This is a genomic window from Pseudopedobacter saltans DSM 12145 (assembly GCF_000190735.1).
In the GTDB taxonomy this organism is placed as follows: domain Bacteria; phylum Bacteroidota; class Bacteroidia; order Sphingobacteriales; family Sphingobacteriaceae; genus Pseudopedobacter; species Pseudopedobacter saltans.
The window spans coordinates 3,496,413-3,512,201 of the sequence record NC_015177.1; the positions used below are offsets into that span (position 1 = coordinate 3,496,413).

At 36.7% G+C, this 15,789-nt stretch carries 20 protein-coding genes; all 20 read right to left on the bottom strand.

The window, feature by feature from the left end:
• Positions 1-11: 11 nt before the first annotated feature.
• The 20 genes from nuoK to PEDSA_RS14935 all read right to left on the bottom strand — a co-directional run bounded on the left by nuoK (position 12) and on the right by PEDSA_RS14935 (position 15,700).
• Positions 12-341: an NADH-quinone oxidoreductase subunit NuoK gene (gene nuoK / locus PEDSA_RS14840; protein ID WP_013633974.1), complete on the bottom strand. Its 330-nt coding sequence runs from the start codon at positions 339-341 to the stop codon at positions 12-14.
• Positions 334-837 (bottom strand): NADH-quinone oxidoreductase subunit J family protein, encoded by a 504-nt coding sequence (locus PEDSA_RS14845; protein ID WP_013633975.1) that lies wholly within the window; start codon positions 835-837, stop codon positions 334-336. Before PEDSA_RS14845 ends, nuoK begins: the two co-directional genes overlap by 8 nt.
• Positions 838-879: 42 nt before the next feature.
• Positions 880-1,407, bottom strand: coding sequence for a NuoI/complex I 23 kDa subunit family protein (locus PEDSA_RS14850; RefSeq protein WP_013633976.1), 528 nt, complete (start codon positions 1,405-1,407; stop codon positions 880-882).
• Positions 1,408-1,442: 35 nt separating this feature from the next.
• On the bottom strand, positions 1,443-2,480 hold the full coding sequence (gene nuoH / locus PEDSA_RS14855) for an NADH-quinone oxidoreductase subunit NuoH (RefSeq protein WP_013633977.1): 1,038 nt from the start codon (positions 2,478-2,480) through the stop codon (positions 1,443-1,445).
• On the bottom strand, positions 2,480-3,484 hold the full coding sequence (locus PEDSA_RS14860) for a 2Fe-2S iron-sulfur cluster-binding protein (RefSeq protein WP_013633978.1): 1,005 nt from the start codon (positions 3,482-3,484) through the stop codon (positions 2,480-2,482). Before PEDSA_RS14860 ends, nuoH begins: the two co-directional genes overlap by 1 nt.
• Before the next feature lie 37 nt (positions 3,485-3,521).
• Positions 3,522-4,886 carry an NADH-quinone oxidoreductase subunit NuoF gene (gene nuoF, locus PEDSA_RS14865; protein WP_013633979.1) on the bottom strand — a complete coding sequence of 455 codons (1,365 nt, stop codon included), beginning with the start codon at positions 4,884-4,886 and terminating at the stop codon, positions 3,522-3,524.
• A gap of 4 nt (positions 4,887-4,890) precedes the next feature.
• Complete coding sequence (locus PEDSA_RS14870) at positions 4,891-5,415, bottom strand: NADH-quinone oxidoreductase subunit NuoE family protein (protein ID WP_013633980.1); 525 nt, start codon at positions 5,413-5,415, stop codon at positions 4,891-4,893.
• Complete coding sequence (locus PEDSA_RS14875; protein WP_013633981.1) at positions 5,408-6,643, bottom strand: NADH-quinone oxidoreductase subunit D; 1,236 nt, start codon at positions 6,641-6,643, stop codon at positions 5,408-5,410. Before PEDSA_RS14875 ends, PEDSA_RS14870 begins: the two co-directional genes overlap by 8 nt.
• Before the next feature lie 9 nt (positions 6,644-6,652).
• Entirely contained in the window at positions 6,653-7,156 is a 504-nt protein-coding gene (locus tag PEDSA_RS14880; RefSeq protein ID WP_013633982.1) for an NADH-quinone oxidoreductase subunit C, read from the bottom strand.
• Positions 7,156-7,698, bottom strand: coding sequence for an NADH-quinone oxidoreductase subunit B (locus PEDSA_RS14885; protein WP_013633983.1), 543 nt, complete (start codon positions 7,696-7,698; stop codon positions 7,156-7,158). Before PEDSA_RS14885 ends, PEDSA_RS14880 begins: the two co-directional genes overlap by 1 nt.
• Positions 7,699-7,812: 114 nt before the next feature.
• Positions 7,813-8,190, bottom strand: a complete 378-nt coding sequence (locus PEDSA_RS14890) for an NADH-quinone oxidoreductase subunit A (protein ID WP_013633984.1) — start codon at positions 8,188-8,190, stop codon at positions 7,813-7,815.
• A gap of 98 nt (positions 8,191-8,288) precedes the next feature.
• Positions 8,289-9,962 carry a tetratricopeptide repeat protein gene (locus PEDSA_RS14895; protein ID WP_013633985.1) on the bottom strand — a complete coding sequence of 558 codons (1,674 nt, stop codon included), beginning with the start codon at positions 9,960-9,962 and terminating at the stop codon, positions 8,289-8,291.
• Positions 9,963-9,994: 32 nt separating this feature from the next.
• Positions 9,995-10,882, bottom strand: a complete 888-nt coding sequence (locus tag PEDSA_RS14900; RefSeq protein WP_013633986.1) for a PstS family phosphate ABC transporter substrate-binding protein — start codon at positions 10,880-10,882, stop codon at positions 9,995-9,997.
• On the bottom strand, positions 10,875-11,111 hold the full coding sequence (locus tag PEDSA_RS14905; RefSeq protein ID WP_013633987.1) for a hypothetical protein: 237 nt from the start codon (positions 11,109-11,111) through the stop codon (positions 10,875-10,877). Before PEDSA_RS14905 ends, PEDSA_RS14900 begins: the two co-directional genes overlap by 8 nt.
• Complete coding sequence (locus PEDSA_RS14910) at positions 11,111-11,944, bottom strand: energy transducer TonB (RefSeq protein WP_013633988.1); 834 nt, start codon at positions 11,942-11,944, stop codon at positions 11,111-11,113. The genes PEDSA_RS14905 and PEDSA_RS14910 overlap by 1 nt, the downstream gene beginning before the upstream one ends.
• A gap of 53 nt (positions 11,945-11,997) precedes the next feature.
• Positions 11,998-12,546, bottom strand: coding sequence for an ExbD/TolR family protein (locus tag PEDSA_RS14915; RefSeq protein ID WP_013633989.1), 549 nt, complete (start codon positions 12,544-12,546; stop codon positions 11,998-12,000).
• Positions 12,547-12,548: 2 nt separating this feature from the next.
• Positions 12,549-13,160, bottom strand: coding sequence for an ExbD/TolR family protein (locus PEDSA_RS14920; RefSeq protein ID WP_013633990.1), 612 nt, complete (start codon positions 13,158-13,160; stop codon positions 12,549-12,551).
• Between the two features lie 98 nt (positions 13,161-13,258).
• Positions 13,259-14,086 (bottom strand): MotA/TolQ/ExbB proton channel family protein, encoded by an 828-nt coding sequence (locus tag PEDSA_RS14925; RefSeq protein ID WP_013633991.1) that lies wholly within the window; start codon positions 14,084-14,086, stop codon positions 13,259-13,261.
• A 366-nt stretch (positions 14,087-14,452) separates the two neighbouring features.
• The gene (locus tag PEDSA_RS14930; protein WP_013633992.1) at positions 14,453-14,806 is read right to left on the bottom strand and encodes a translation initiation factor; all 354 of its coding nucleotides are present in this window, start codon (positions 14,804-14,806) and stop codon (positions 14,453-14,455) included.
• Positions 14,807-14,818: 12 nt separating this feature from the next.
• A complete protein-coding gene (locus tag PEDSA_RS14935) occupies positions 14,819-15,700 on the bottom strand; it encodes a diacylglycerol/lipid kinase family protein (protein WP_013633993.1) in 882 nt (293 codons plus the stop codon).
• Positions 15,701-15,789 lie beyond the last annotated feature (89 nt).

A 15,789-nucleotide genomic window follows, 5' to 3' on the forward strand; every position in this document is an offset into this window, starting at 1 on the left:
TAAAAATAAACTTACCACTTTAATCTGTTCAAAATATTAATATCTGTTGAGCTTGTATTACGATATACCATTACAATAATCGCCAAGCCAACCGCAACTTCTGCTGCTGCCAGCGCCATAATGAAAAAGACAAATACCTGTCCTGACGCATCACCCTTATACGCCGAAAATGCCGTTAGTAATAAATTTACTGCGTTTAACATTAGCTCCACAGACATAAAAATGATGATAGCATTTCTTCTAACCAAAACACCTATTACGCCAATGCAAAAGATAATAGCGCTTAACAAAATGTAATGATTTAAAGGAACCGACTGAATGGTTGTTGTAATATTATCCATTATGTGTTCTTTTTTCTTGTTTTGCCAATAATACTGCTCCCACCATTGCTGATAACAACAACAATGAGCTTAACTCGAAAGGAAGAAGGAATTCGCTAAAAAGTACCTTTCCCAAATTTTTAACCAAACCAATTTCGGGGTTCTGCAAAACTGACGGGCTGTCGGTATACATTGTTTTCATGGCAGCAACTAGTGTCACCAACAATCCTCCACCGGCGATAACACCAACAATCTTCAGTAAATTGGATTTCATAGGTTCCGTATCCTTATTTAAGTTCATTAACATCAACACAAACAGGAAAAGAACCATGATTGCTCCCATATATACAATAAAATTTACCACTGCCAGAAATTGCGCATTCAATAAAATGTAATGTATTGTGAACGTAAAAAATGTTGCAATAAGATACAATACGCTATGCACTGGATTTTTGGTAAAAATTACCAGTAGTGAAAAGAATATCGACAAAAATGCAACAAAATAAAATAAACTCATTGTTTTAGGTCTATTAAAGCTAAGCTTTCTATTTTCAATTTTTTATTTGGTTTCGGCTTGTTTTAAAGCAATTAGTTCAGATAAAGGCTTTTCTACCAGCTTATCTTTGCCGTAAATAAAATCCTTTCTCAAATAATCAGATGGAACTATTGGCCCATCCAGATAAATTGCTTCTTTAGGGCAGGCCTCTTCGCATAACCCGCAGAAAATACACCGCAACATATTAATTTCATAAACTGCCGCATATTTTTCTTCTCTATATAAATTTTCTTCTCCTTTTTTGCGTTCCGCAGAGATCATGGTTATGGCCTCTGCCGGACAGGATAAAGCACAAAGGCCACATGCTGTACAACGCTCTCTTCCTTGCTCATCTCTCTTTAAAGAGTGCATTCCCCTCCAATTATTAGAAAATTCTCTTTCTTCAAATGGATACTGAATAGTCACCTTCTTTTTGAAAAGATGTTTAAAAGTAATACTCAAACCCTGTGCAATTGCCGGCAGATACATCCTCTCCCAGAAATTCATTGGTTTTTGTTCTAAAACTTTCTTTCTCCCGCTTAATGATTCCATTGAACCCTCCGTTTAAAATCTTTAAAAGCTATTTCTTAAAATTTGTCGTAAACTGTAATCACAATCGCCGTAATAACAATGTTGGCAATTGCTAAAGGAATCAAAATCTTCCATCCCAAATGCATCAATTGATCATAACGGAAACGTGGTATTGTCCATCTCACCCACATAAAAAAGAAGATGAATGCTATAATTTTAAGGAACAGCACCGCAACGCCAACCAATGGTCCCCACGTAGGGCCAAGAAGTTCATTAACGGCGTCCATTCCAGGATAATTGTATCCACCAAAATATAAACTTGCCATAACAACTGAAGACACAAACATGTTGATATATTCCGCAAACATATAAGCCCCCATTTTAAAAGCTGAATATTCAGTTTGATAACCTCCAATTAATTCAGTTTCACACTCCGGCAAGTCAAAAGGGACACGGTTTGTCTCTGCAAAGGCACAAACCAAAAATATTAAAAAGCCCAGTGGCTGATATAATACATTCCACTGCCAACCGTGTTGCTGAGCAACGATTTCTTTAAAACTTAATGAATTGGTAACTAATAATAATCCGATAATTGAAAGGCCCATTGCAATTTCATAACTGATATTCTGAGATGCTCCACGAATAGCTCCCATAAGTGAATATTTGTTATTTGATGCCCAACCTCCGATCATAATACCATAAACGCCTAAAGCAACAACTCCAAAAATATAAAGAAGGCCGACGTTTACATCGGTAACTTGTAGCGGAATTAATCTACCACCTATTTGTATATTTTCTCCAAACGGTATAACAGCTGTTCCCAAAAAAGAGACCAATAATGCCAAAGAGGGACCTCCGATAAAAAGTGCTTTACTTGCTCCACTCGGAATAATCTCCTCTTTAAAGAACATTTTACCTCCATCTGCCAAAGGCTGAAACAATCCAAATGGCCCAGCTCTGTTAGGGCCTATGCGATCCTGAATCCACGCAGCTACTTTTCTTTCTGCCCATGTAGAATAGGCCGCTATAGTTAGGGTGATTACGAACAGAATCGTAACCAAAATCAATTTCTCTATGAAAAAACTTAACTCCATTACAGTTTAGTTGCTCTTTCTAATTGTTGTTTATTAGCCTCCATCAACTCAGGGTTTTTCTTGATCACCGGAAGAGGAGTAAGTGTTTCGTAATGATTAGCGCTGATCACAGATTTATGGCTTACGTTTCTTGGTCCTTCGATTACCCAATCATTGGTATGCTTTTTATCGAAACGACAAGTATTACAGATAAATTCCTCTACTTCTCCAAACTCATCCTTTCTGGCTGTAACCCTTAAAACTTCTTCGCCTTTATACCATAAAGTAACTTTTCCGGAACATGTTGGACAGTCTCTATGTGCTTCAACTGGCTTTGTGAACCAAACTCTGTTTTTAAATCTGAACGTTTTATCTGTTAAAGCTCCAACTGGACAAACGTCAATTACATTCCCCGAAAAATCGTTATCTATTGCTTTTTCTATATAAGTAGAAATCTCTGCATGATCGCCACGTCCTAAAATACCGTGTACACGCTGATTGGTAATTTGATCTGCAGTAAAAACACAACGGTAACAAAGGATACAGCGATTCATATGTAATTGAATCTTATCACCAATGTCCTGCCTTTCGAAGGTTCTACGGTCAAACTCATAGCGCGTAGTTGCTACGCCATGTTCATAGCTCAAATCTTGTAAATGACATTCTCCCGCCTGATCACATATAGGACAATCCAAAGGATGATTTATTAACAACATTTCTACTACGCCCTTTCTCGCTTCGATAACTTCCGGTGAAGTAATATTCTGAACTTCCATTCCGTCCATTACCGTTGTTCTGCAAGATGCAACCAGTTTCGGCATAGGTCTAGGGTCTTTCTCGGATCCCTTAGTAACCTTAACAATACAGGTTCTGCATTTTCCTCCGCTTCCTTCCAGTTTTGAATAATAGCACATTGCCGGAGGCACTATATCTCCACCAATCTGTCTTGCGGCATTTAGTATAGTTGTTCCCGGTGCTACTTCAACAGGAATTCCGTCTATCGTTACTTTTAATTTATCAGACATTTTCTTTGATTAAAAATGTTCTATCCAGTTTTCTTTTTTAAGCTTCCGCTTTTTCTATTGGCGGAAGTGGATCGGCATAATGAGCTAATCCGTAATTTCTTTCCTGCGAAAGTCTTGGCTCATTGATATGCCATTCAAACTCATCTCTAAAATGGCGTACGGCACTCGCTACCGGCCACGCTGCAGCATCTCCTAAAGGACAAATTGTATTTCCCTCTATTTGCTTAGAGACGTCTACTAATAAGTCTATATCAGAATAAGAACCTTTCCCAGTTTCAATTTTGTGAAGGATTTTAGTCATCCAGCCGGTTCCCTCTCTGCAAGGGGAGCATTGTCCGCAAGATTCATGATTATAGAATCTCGAAAAGTTCCAGGTATTCCGAACAACACATTGATCTTCATCCATAACAATGAAACCTCCAGAACCCAACATTGTGCCTGTAGCGAATCCTCCATCAGACAGGGACTCATAAGTCATTAATCTTTTATCTCCGTTTACCAGATTCAAAATCAGATTTGCAGGAAGGATAGGCACAGACGATCCACCAGCAACCACTGCTTTTAGTCGTTTACCGTTGGCTATACCTCCGCAATACTCATCAGAATAAATAAAATCTTCAACAGAAACTCCTAACTCGATTTCATAAACTCCAGGTTTATTGATATTTCCTGATGCTGAAATCAGTTTTGTCCCAGTGGATCTTCCTATTCCAATTTTGGCATATTCCTCGCCCCCGTCATTAATTATCGGAACGGTTGCTGCTATAGATTCGACATTGTTAACTACTGTCGGACAATTATATAATCCGGCTATAGCAGGAAATGGGGGTTTAATTCTTGGATTGCCCCTTTTTCCCTCTAAAGATTCCAGTAATGCAGTTTCTTCTCCACAGATATATGCGCCCCCACCTGGTTGCACATAAAGTTCCAGATCAAAATCTGAGCCTAATATATTTTTACCTAAATATCCTGCCTCTTTCGCTTCTGCGATAGCTTTCTCCAGAATACGAATTTGCGGCATCATTTCGCCACGAACGTATATGTAACTCGTATTAGCTCCTAAAGCAAAACTCGACACAATCATTCCTTCGATTAGTGCATGAGGAATGTGTGTCATTAAGAATCTGTCTTTAAATGTACCTGGTTCTGATTCGTCTCCATTACAAACCAAATAACGAGGCACCCCTTCTGGTTTAGCCAAAAAACTCCATTTCATTCCCGTAGGAAATCCGGCGCCACCACGACCTCTTAGCCCTGATTTCTTAACTTCTTCTACAACATCGTCCGGAGACATTGTTTTTAAAGCCTTTTCTACCGCGCGGTATCCACCCTTTTCCTTATAAACAGCAAAAGTGTTTATTCCCGGTACATTAATATGTTCTAATAATAACTTACGTCCCATAGCTTTAAGATTTACCGGCTTTCGCTTTTAAGTCATCAATTAGCTTATCTACAGATTCTATTGTCAGGTTTTCATAGAATGTGTATTCTGGACCTATTTGTAAAACAGGACCAAAGCCACATGCAGCTAAACATTCTACTCCTCTGTAACTAAATAATCCGTCGGGAGTTATTTCGCCTTCTTCGACACCTAGTTTTTCACCTATATAGTTCAATAATTTTTCTGCTCCAACCAAGCAACAAGGTCCAGTTCTGCAAACCTCTAAAGTGAATTTTCCCTGAGGTTTCAAGAAGTACATTGTATAAAATGTTGCTACTTCGTATACTTCTATTGGAGATATTTTTAAATATTCGGCAACCCTATCCATAGCGGAAGAACTCAACCACCCGTAAACTGCCTGGACCTCATGAAGGACAGGTAATAAAGCGGACTTTTGTTTCCCTTCCGGATAGCGCCTTACAATTTCATCAAATTTTGATACCAGTTCGCTAGAAAACTCCACTGGTTGTGTTTCTTCAACTTTAAGCATCTAATTCTCCTGCGATAACATTTAAGCTAGACATATTTATAATTGCGTCTGCCAGTTGCATTCCCCGACTCATTGGGGCATACATCTGATAGTTTATGAAGCTTGGTCGTCTAAAGTGTAAACGATAGGGGGTTCTTCCTCCATCGTTAATTAAATAGAATCCCAGCTCTCCGTTACCACCCTCTACAGCGTGATAAACTTCTGTTTTTGGCGTCTCAACTTCTCCCATCACAATTTTAAAGTGATAGATTAGCGCCTCCATATTATTATAAACCTGTTCTTTTGGCGGTAAATAGAAGTCCGGAACATCAGCATGGAAAATATCTTTAGGTTCTTTTGCAATTTTCTCCAAGGCTTGTTCGATGATTCGGATACTCTGCTTCATTTCTTCGTTACGAACCAAAAATCGATCGTAAACATCGCCCGTAGTTCCTACCGGTATTTCAAAGTCAAAATCTTCGTATGACGAATAAGGTTCATTTGCTCTCACATCATAATCGACTCCTGTCGCTCTTAATATAGGCCCGCTCCAGCTATAACTTAAAGCCGTTTCGGGATCAACTGCCGCAACTCCGGAGGTTCTTTCAATAAAAATTCTATTTCTATTAAATAAAGTCTCGAATTCTTCTAGAACAGGAGGGAAGGATTTAACAAATTTTCTAATTTTATCGAACGCGATATCATTAAAATTTCTTTCAAACCCACCAATTCTGCCAATATTTGTCGTCAACCTGGCACCGCAAATTTCTTCGTAGATTTCATAAATTTCCTCCCTCTTTTCCATCAAATATAAAAATCCCGAAAAAGCACCTGTATCTACTCCCAAGATTCCATTGCATATAATATGATCTGAAATTCTACTTAATTCCATCACAATCACACGCATATAATCTACACGTTTAGGCATCTTTATATCTAACAGTTTTTCAACCGTCATGTGCCATCCCATATTGTTAATAGGAGATGAACAGTAATTCAATCTATCTGTAAGTGGTGTTATCTGATAAAAAGGACGATGTTCCGCAATCTTTTCAAAAGCCCTATGTATATAACCTATAGTTGATACGCCACTGACAATCCGCTCGCCATCCATTTGCAATACGTTTTGAAAAACACCGTGTGTTGCAGGATGCGTGGGCCCTAGGTTTAATGTATGCAACTCAATCTGAGGATCATCATCTGTAAATACCGGACGGTTTGGAGTAATCTCTGTAATAAACTTTCCCATGAAAATAGCTTAACGTCCAAAAAAATAGTCTTTCTTATCAACTCTGTTCGGATCTTCCAACGGATATTCCTTCCTCATTGGAAAAACCGTCATATCATCTACGTTTAATATTCTTCTCAAATCAGGATGGCCAATAAATTGGATTCCAAAAAAATCAAACGTTTCCCGCTCCATCCAGTTCGCTCCATTCCATAAATCTGTCACCGTTGGAATAGTTGGATCAGAGACAGGTAAAAACGTCTTAATTCTTACCCTAACGTTATTTTTAAAACTATGTAAATGATATACTACACCCAATGCTAAGTTTCGCTCTGGATAATGAACAGCGGTAAGATCTGTTAAGTAATTAAAGCTTAATTCTTCGTCGTTCTTAAGAAAGGAAAGAAGCTCCAAAATTGTACTTCTCTCGGTTTCGAAAGTTAACAAGCCATAAGGCTCTTCAATATTCGAAATTTCAGAAGCAAATCGACTTTCCAAACGCGCTATTACTTGTTGATTTGAGATTTTTGCCATTATTGAATTCCGTAACTTTCTAACAATTGCTGGTATTCCGGAGAATTCCTTCTTCTAGAAGACTCATTTTTAACTAATTCCTGAATTTTATTAAATCCATCTATAATTCCTTCTGGTCTCGGAGGACATCCAGGCACATAAACATCGACGGGAATAATTTCGTCTATACCCTGCAACACAGAATAAGTATCGAATATTCCTCCACTAGAAGCACAAGCCCCAACAGCGATAACCCAACGGGGTTCCGCCATTTGTGTATAAACCTGTTTCAATACCGGAGCCATTTTCTTTGCAATAGTTCCCATAACCATTAGCAAATCAGCTTGCCTTGGCGAAAACGAAGGTCTTTCTGAACCAAATCGTGAAAAGTCGTAATGCGCTCCCATTGTTGCCATGAACTCTATTCCACAACAAGAAGTTGCAAAAGGTAAGGGCCACAAAGAGTGTGATCGCGCCAATCCAATTACCTGATCTAATGTTGTGGCAAAAAAACCAGATCCCTCTACTCCAGCAGGCGCATTAGCCATTTTTATATCGCTCATAAAAAAGTCTTCTTCTTTTAGTCTACAGGGTTTATATCGTTTTTATGTAAGCTGTAAATTTATAACTTTTACACGTAAATACTAACATTACAGCTATTTAGAATAATTCTAGAATTAATCGTTCCACTCCAGAACTTTCTTTTTAAGGATATAGATAAACCCAAGTAATAATGTTCCCATAAAGATGAACATTTCTATTAAACCATTTATTCCGAATTCTCTAAAGTTTACCGCCCAAGGGTACATGAATATTACTTCAATATCGAAAATAACAAACATAATAGCTACGATAAAATATTTAATTGAGAATGGTTGTCTTGCATTCCCTATCGATTCAATTCCTGATTCGAAAGGAGTTAATTTTACGTCGGTTGTTTTTCTTTTAGGTCCTATTAAGTGGGTTATTGTCATCGTCAAAATGACAAAGCCTAAAGCAACGGCAAGTTGGATTACAATCGGCAAATAATCTACTGGTGTACTTAGATTTTCCATCAATTTAAGTTTATGACACAAATATATAAGTTTGTCTCAAAAAACAAAGGGACGGCATAAATCCGTCCCTTTGTTAACATTAAATATCTAAATATTTTTTATCCTTTTATAGCTCTTAAAGCCTCTTTAATTTGTGCGTTATTTGGATCCAATTCTAAAGCTTTATCAAAATATTCTTTTGCTTTCACTTTATCCTTTGCTGCAAAATAACCACCATTATAAGAATAGGCCTCCACCAAGTTTGTTTTGTCTCTATCTGTCAATGGCGTTGTTTTAGCCAAAGTCAACTCAATAAACTTATCGTATGCTTTTACAGCTTTTTGTTCCGGATCCTTTTCATCCAAATAGTACTCTACCCTTGCTACATATAAATATGCATCGGCATTATTTGCCTTTTCTGCAACATAAGTAAATGCGCTATCTGCTTCTAAAAGTGTTTTCTTTATCAACTCTTCATTTCTTGGTTTTTGGTTATTCAACTCAATAGCAAAATAAAAATATTTAGAATAACCTAAGTAAAACCAGTCTGTGAAAGAGGCTTTTGGCTGACGAGTCAATTTCTGATAATAATCAGCTGCTTTTCCGTATTTCTTTGAAGCAAAATATGTCTTAGCTATATTCCCTAAAATTTCTACATTAGAAGTATCCAAATCGTATCCTTTAACATAGTTTTCTATTGCTAAAGAGTCCTCTTTATTGGACTGATAAGCTTTTGCCAAGTTTAAATAATCGTTGGCAATAAGACGTTTCTTGTCTACAGAAGAAATGAAATTCTTCATTGCTGAAATACCCTCTTGATTATGTCCGTTTTCGATGGCGGCATAGCCTAAGAAACGTTCAGCTAATTTATAGTCTCCTTTTGAAGAATATTTAGAAATAAAGTCTTTAGCTTCTGTTTCTAACGTAGCAAAGTCTCCTGCATTTAATAAGAAAATCAAATATCTGTATCTCGAATCTGCAGAACGGTCTGTCAAATCCAGATATTTAGAGTACTGCTCCTTAGCTTTTGGGAGTAATTCAGATCTTTTAGCCGGGAACTGAGATGCCCAACGATAAGAATTCTCAGCCAGAGCTCTGTAAGCAGGACCGAAATTCGGATTTTTAGCAACAACTTCGTTTAAAGTCGATTCAGCTAACTCGAAGTTATAAGCTGCTGTCCAAATCTCGCCTATATTAACATCTACAGAAGGTAAGTTACTGTTGTATGTTAAAGCTCTTTGATATTCGGCAACTGCTTCACTATTTTTCTTTTGCGCTTTATAAGCATTTCCTAAAGCAACATAAAGTTCAGGATCTTTAGATCCGTTTGCTTTTGCTTTTTCAAACCATGGGAATGCTTTATCGAGATTTAAAGATCGCTCATATGTATAAGCATTTCCTATATATATGTATTCTTTGTAATCTCTTTTTTTCATCGAAGCTGTCGCCTTATCAAAATTAGCCTGGGCGGCAGTTTCATTTTTATTAAAAAGGTCTACTGTACCTAATCCAATATAGTTAAAGCTATACCCTGGATCGGCCGCTATGCCTTTTTGAAATAATACCTTTGCAGAGTCTGCATTTTCTAACCTAAGATACAAATCTCCAAAGTAAAAATAATTTGCTCCTACATTAGCTTGTGTAGTTACTAAGTTATTAAACATGGATTTCGCTTTCTGATACTGCTCTGCAGTAACAGCATTTCTTGCATCTTCTAAGCTCTGCGCTATTGTCACCGTTCCCATGGAAACAAAGCCTATTGCTGCTATTGCTATTTTCTTAGTTATATTCATATTTCAATTTTAAACAAAAAAAAATAAAAAATCTACTTCCTTATAATAATTTGCCTCGAAGGAAGTGAATCTGGAGCTATTCCAGACTTGAGAATAATTCGTTGACCGATATCGGAAGCTAGAAAAGCCGCAAAACCTGTTCCCAATCCTGCCTTTCCCTGGCAGTCAATCAAATATAAATCTCTTGTCAACGGATATTTCTGTGTTTTTAACGATGATTGTGTTGGCTCAACATAACTTCCCTCCTTATTCTTTACCGCCAGACACTTAATATCATTAACAGCTTCTTCTATATCTTTAGTCGGTCTTTTAATCCAACTAACACTAATTATGCCATAAGCTTTAGGATGATCTTTTACATATCGAATCACCTCTTCGCTGGTTTTTAGGGCATAAATATTTTTAGCATTTAATTCCTTAACGTTCAGATTTTCCATTAAGTATTCCACAGTGCTCGATTGTGCATTATCAAAAACTACAACGGGGGCATTGTCGGGGGTTGTACCATTCAAATAGGCTTTAATTTCATCTATGGTTATTTTTTCGGTTGGATTTGATTTGGATGTAATAACAGCTATACCGTCTATGGCAAACTTAATGGTACGAACCTTAACATTCTTCTTTGCAAAAACAGCTTTTTCCTCCTCTGTTAATTGCCTTGGAAGGACAGCAACATCAATACTATCATTCAGGAACAAAGAAAGGGCTTCCTTCAACGGCTTGTAGACCATTTCTATGCTTGCTTTCTTATACCTTGTCTGAAAAACAAGATGCTCATCGTCCACTATAGGAAATAAAGATTCGTCCGAAACAATCTTAGCATTTCCGAAAGTGTAGTTCTCTCCCCTCTCTTTTTTCTGATTACAAGAAAGTAAGGCTGAAACCAAAGCGAAAAAAACGAGAAACTGATATTTATTCATCTCTTTTATCTTGTAAAACCCTTACCAACCTAAATAGCGAATAGATTATTAAGAATGCGGCAAATACATTCTTCCACATTGGCTCTACACCTACCAATAACGGAAAAGTATCCCAAAATATAATAACCATTCCTAAAGCAAAATATACTATAGAAACGGTTAGTCCTAAAATGAGCAGAAATCGCTTTTGGGGCGATTTCTGACTTCTTCTTGTTCTTTTATACTCCATTATTGTTGTAAAGCAAACATTACTGGTACTGAGTAAGAAACCCTAACTGGTCTACCATTTTGAACTCCTGGTTTCCATTTCGGGGATTTTTTCAATACTCTGATAGCTTCCTGACCTAAGTCATCTCCACCAGGGACACCTCTTAAAACCTTAATATCAGTTAAAGATCCGTCTTTTTCAACAACAAAGTTAACTGTTACCCTTCCTTGGATGTTGTTTTCTTTTGACATTGGAGGATAAACTAACGTTTTGTTTAGAAACTTGTAGAAAGCTTCAATACCTCCTGGGAATTCAGGAAAAACTTCCACGTTAGTAAACACTTCATTTGTATCTTCTGTTACCACCTGATTAACCGGACCTTCTCCATAATGAGGGTTCTCAATTTGAATTTGTGCATTCGGATCTCCTTTTAATGTTTTTTGACCAGGGTCCGCTTTTTCCAAATCTTTAATTGTTGGCGGTTCTTCTTCCACAACCTGTTCATCCGGTTTTACTACCGGAGGTGGGAACCTCACTTGATCCACGCGTGGTGGAGGTGGCTCCACCGGCGGAGGTGGAGGAGGAAGCTCCTTATCTACAGGAGGAGGTGTTGCTAAAACGACCTCTGTCTCCTTTATTTTTTGTTGCTGATCTGCTTCACTATCTGTGCCCTTAAGAAGTTTACTTATCATAGGAGCAGCAAAAGCAGCTATAAACAATAACCCGCCAATTAAAATAGCTTTGTTGGTGTTCTTAGCATTGTTCTTACGCAATTCGTAAGCACCGTACTCTTTATTACGACCTTCAAAGACTATGTCTATCCAATTGCGAGTTAAAATATCCAGCTTTGGCATATTCTTTAAATTTTTTTGTTAACTATTTAACGTTTCTTTATACTGAAATAGTATTAATAAACTCCCTGATCCTTAAGGAGATTGATTTCCGCTGGTTCGATTTTATTTACGATACCATAGGAAGGAACTCCTGCTATCTTGATTTCATCTAAAATATCAACGAAGTTCTTATAGTTTGATTTATCTGTTGGCTTTACAATAACCATTAATCCTTTTGCAGGATCTCCAGTAGTAGCAACAATTTTATCATTATTCTCTATAAGAGCTTTACGGATACCATTTTTCCCATAGTTGTCTACCGTTGGAGGATTATCTCCGGCAACACCCATATACCAAACAATCTTATCGTTTTCAGCTAAAAGAATAGTCATTGTTCTAGAAGCTTTAACATCTAGAGTTTCATCAGGATTTTTTTCATCTTTATCTGGCATGAACATATCCATGGCTTGCGGTTTAGCAAGCGTGGTAGTCAACATAAAGAAAGTAATTAACAAGAACATTAAGTCAACCATCGCGGTTAAATCCACGTTAGTAGACTTCTTCTTGGTCCTTACCTTTCCGCCGTCTTTTTTACCACCACCCGAGGTATCTAATTGTGCCATTTTTATCTATCTAAGCCTTCTAAAGAAGTGATTAAACTAAACTTATTAATTTTCTGACTTTGCAAGATGTCGATTACGTCTCTAATCACAGGATACTCTTCTTTCGAATCTCCTTTGATTGAGAATCTCAAATCTTGATTGTGCAACTCTTTTGTAGCATATCTTGCTTGAAGAATCCATTGATCCAACTCGTTATTTGTCGAATCTCTAGGAATACCAGGCTGTTGTACCTTATTTCTATCATTTCCTGACATTGCTATAAACTCTTTTAGGTTGGCAACAGGAACTCCAAAAGATTCAATCAAAGAAAAACGTAATTTTTCTTGCTCGGTGAATTCAATTCCGTATTTCTCACCGATTCTTTGTAGCATATTGATTCTCACATCCTGACCTACAACACCGAAGAAAACTTTTCCTTGACCTACAGTAAGTGTAGAAATGTCTGTATCGGGTAATTTAATAGTAACAGTAGAAGAAGGAATATCTACAGGCAGCGGTTCTGGCTGTCTGGCAGTAGCCGTCAATATAAAGAAAGTAAGCAACAACGATGCCACGTCACACATTGCGGTCATGTCAATCAGAGTGCTTTTTCTTTTAATTTTTACTTTTGGCATCTTCTTATTTTTTAATTATTAGTGTCCTGTTAATTACTTTAAAAAGTGCTCTGACACATTTATCAGGTCAGAACACCCAAAAACTATTCACTAATATTTTATCTATGTGTAGAAGCGTAAGTTTGTACGATTGAGAAACCAGCTTCGTCAATAGAATATGTCAAAGAGTCAATTTTAGAGGTAAAGAAGTTGTAAGAGATGATCGCTAAAGTTGAAGTACCGATACCTGTAGCGGTATTGATAAGAGCCTCAGAGATACCGTTTGCTAATGCAGCCTGGTCAGGAGCACCTGCCGTTGCTAACGCCGCAAACGCTTTAATCATACCTACGACCGTTCCTAGTAGACCTACTAACGTACCGATAGAAACTAATGTTGAAACAACTGTTAAGTTTTGCTCTAACATCGGCATTTCTAATGCTGTGGCTTCTTCGATATCTTTTTGAATAGCTAAACATTTCTGCTCTGTATTCATTACTGTATCAGACTCAACTTCTTTATATTTCAAAAGGCCTGATTTAATAACTGCTGCTACCGATCCTTTTTGTTTATCACACTCAGAAATAGCGCTATCGATATTGCCAGAAGATAAGAAACTTTGTACTTTTTTCACGAATGCATCTACATTTCCTTTACCAGCAGCTTTGCTAATAACAAAGAAACGCTCGATTGAGAAAACAATAACCATTAAAAACATGCCTATCAAGAAAGGTACAACGATACCCCCTTTATAGATCATACCTAAATAGTTACCTTCTAACGGGTGATTTGCGTTATCTCCACCCTCAAAGTTTGCTGGGTTACCCATAACGAATAAGAATATACCCCATGCGATAGCGATACAAATTACAATAGCTAATCCTGCAAAAATACTAGAACCTCCAGAGGTCTCTTTCTTAGCTGTAGTTGGTTTTGGTGCGTTTGACATTGCTTGTTGTTAATTTAATTTTTAGTTTTTGATTAATTGATAATTTATTTAAAGTTCTTTAAGAATTCGTTTATTATATATTCGATTTTTAAACAAGGCCATAACAAATTTATGATTTAATGTTTAAAATCAAACTTTTTTACTTTTTTACGAAAATTTTGCTGAAACTCTATTTACTTCGACAGCAGTTCCACTTCCTAATTTCATAAGCTAATTTAAAAAAACTTTCTTTTTATTTTTCAATTAGCTTTTACAATAAAAACTATTTTTTGTGTAAAAAACAAAATTTAGGTGAATTTTCTATTATATGCAATCGATTTAAAACATCGTTTCCTAGGTTATCAAACTATGTAGTAGGGTTTTAGGTCATCCTCCTACTTGCTTAACTTTATAACCTTCTTTTTGCAACAATTCAATTACTTTTTTTCTAAAATCCCCTTGTATAAGAATTTCACCATCTTTCACACTTCCTCCTACACCACATTTAGTTTTTAACATCTTACCTAAATATGCAAGATCATCTTCTGTGCCAACATAATTTGTTATTAACGTAACAGCTTTTCCTCCTCTTTGTTTCTTATCTAACTGTACTTTCAAATTTTGTTGATTATTTGGCAAGGTTTCTACGTTATCTCTATGCTCTTCATATACATAATCCGGGTCTGTCGAAAACACTATTCCTTCAAAACTGTTGAATTTCTTAGATTTTTTATCGCTCATATGCTTTAATGCTTAAACCAGAATATTTAAAGAGAGGTGTTCAACCTCTATTTCGATTGTTTTCGTTCCAACTAATGGCTCTCCGTCAATATGGATCGGGTCATCTCCCAATTGTTCGATTTTTATTTGTTTACCTTTAATAATTTCTAAATATTTCGAAGAATCGACATTCTTCAATAACATTCTCGTTATTAAAATTGGCAACCAATACAATGGAAAAGGTTTAATAATGCACACATCCAGCAGCCCATCATCTATAGTTGCAGTAGGGGAAATATGCGCGTTATTCCCGTACTGAGAAGAATTTGCGATACTCACCATAAAGGCCTCTCTTTTTAACGATTTTCCATCTACTTCTATTGTATACAAATTAGGTTTGTAGTTTTTTATTTCTTTTAATACACTTACCACATATCCTTTTAAGCCTCTTCCTTTATTATCTGCAAAAAGGGCACTTATTCTTGCATCAAAACCTAAACCCGCTATATTAAAAAACCTTCTATTATTAAGTGTTCCCGAATCGATTACTCTAACTTTATTTCTGTTAAGTCTGCGAACAGCCTTGCCTCTTTCTAGTGGTATTCCCAATGTTCTGGCTAAACCATTACCCGATCCACACGGGATTACTCCCATTTTCTTCCCTGAAAAAACTAATATCGATGCAACCTCGTTAATTGTACCATCCCCCCCAACTGCCACCACACAGTCATATTCCTGATCAATTCCTTCTTTCGCCAAAATAGAGGCGTGGCCTCCGTACTCGGAAAAAACAATATTTGCTTCAAAAATATTCCTGTCTAAATATTTGTCTACGAGTTCAGGAAAGCGGATTTTATCTTTTCCGCCGGAAATTGGATTAACAATAAAAAGTATCCGTTCTCTTCTCAAAATCATGTATTAAAACAGCGACAAAGTAATTCTATTTTTTAACAAAAATAAAATTTGTTATATCTTTGTCGCAAACAAGTGGAATGATTTGAGTG

Bases quoted from the DNA above. Each gene is read 5' to 3' on its own strand.
- PEDSA_RS14845 (WP_013633975.1), bottom strand. From the start codon at position 837: ATGAGTTTATTTTATTTTGTTGCATTTTTGTCGATATTCTTTTCACTA.
- PEDSA_RS14880 (WP_013633982.1), bottom strand. From the start codon at position 7,156: ATGGCAAAAATCTCAAATCAACAAGTAATAGCGCGTTTGGAAAGTCGA.
- PEDSA_RS14910 (WP_013633988.1), bottom strand. From the start codon at position 11,944: ATGCCAAAGCTGGATATTTTAACTCGCAATTGGATAGACATAGTCTTT.
- PEDSA_RS14930 (WP_013633992.1), bottom strand. From the start codon at position 14,806: ATGAGCGATAAAAAATCTAAGAAATTCAACAGTTTTGAAGGAATAGTG.
- PEDSA_RS14925 (WP_013633991.1), bottom strand. From the start codon at position 14,086: ATGTCAAACGCACCAAAACCAACTACAGCTAAGAAAGAGACCTCTGGA.
- PEDSA_RS14875 (WP_013633981.1), bottom strand. From the start codon at position 6,643: ATGGGAAAGTTTATTACAGAGATTACTCCAAACCGTCCGGTATTTACA.
- nuoK (WP_013633974.1), bottom strand. From the start codon at position 341: ATGGATAATATTACAACAACCATTCAGTCGGTTCCTTTAAATCATTAC.
- PEDSA_RS14850 (WP_013633976.1), bottom strand. From the start codon at position 1,407: ATGGAATCATTAAGCGGGAGAAAGAAAGTTTTAGAACAAAAACCAATG.
- PEDSA_RS14915 (WP_013633989.1), bottom strand. From the start codon at position 12,546: ATGGCACAATTAGATACCTCGGGTGGTGGTAAAAAAGACGGCGGAAAG.
- PEDSA_RS14870 (WP_013633980.1), bottom strand. From the start codon at position 5,415: ATGCTTAAAGTTGAAGAAACACAACCAGTGGAGTTTTCTAGCGAACTG.
- PEDSA_RS14895 (WP_013633985.1), bottom strand. From the start codon at position 9,962: ATGAATATAACTAAGAAAATAGCAATAGCAGCAATAGGCTTTGTTTCC.
- PEDSA_RS14905 (WP_013633987.1), bottom strand. From the start codon at position 11,111: ATGGAGTATAAAAGAACAAGAAGAAGTCAGAAATCGCCCCAAAAGCGA.
- PEDSA_RS14920 (WP_013633990.1), bottom strand. From the start codon at position 13,160: ATGCCAAAAGTAAAAATTAAAAGAAAAAGCACTCTGATTGACATGACC.
- PEDSA_RS14885 (WP_013633983.1), bottom strand. From the start codon at position 7,698: ATGAGCGATATAAAAATGGCTAATGCGCCTGCTGGAGTAGAGGGATCT.
- PEDSA_RS14900 (WP_013633986.1), bottom strand. From the start codon at position 10,882: ATGAATAAATATCAGTTTCTCGTTTTTTTCGCTTTGGTTTCAGCCTTA.
- nuoH (WP_013633977.1), bottom strand. From the start codon at position 2,480: ATGGAGTTAAGTTTTTTCATAGAGAAATTGATTTTGGTTACGATTCTG.
- PEDSA_RS14935 (WP_013633993.1), bottom strand. From the start codon at position 15,700: ATGATTTTGAGAAGAGAACGGATACTTTTTATTGTTAATCCAATTTCC.
- PEDSA_RS14890 (WP_013633984.1), bottom strand. From the start codon at position 8,190: ATGGAAAATCTAAGTACACCAGTAGATTATTTGCCGATTGTAATCCAA.
- PEDSA_RS14860 (WP_013633978.1), bottom strand. From the start codon at position 3,484: ATGTCTGATAAATTAAAAGTAACGATAGACGGAATTCCTGTTGAAGTA.
- nuoF (WP_013633979.1), bottom strand. From the start codon at position 4,886: ATGGGACGTAAGTTATTATTAGAACATATTAATGTACCGGGAATAAAC.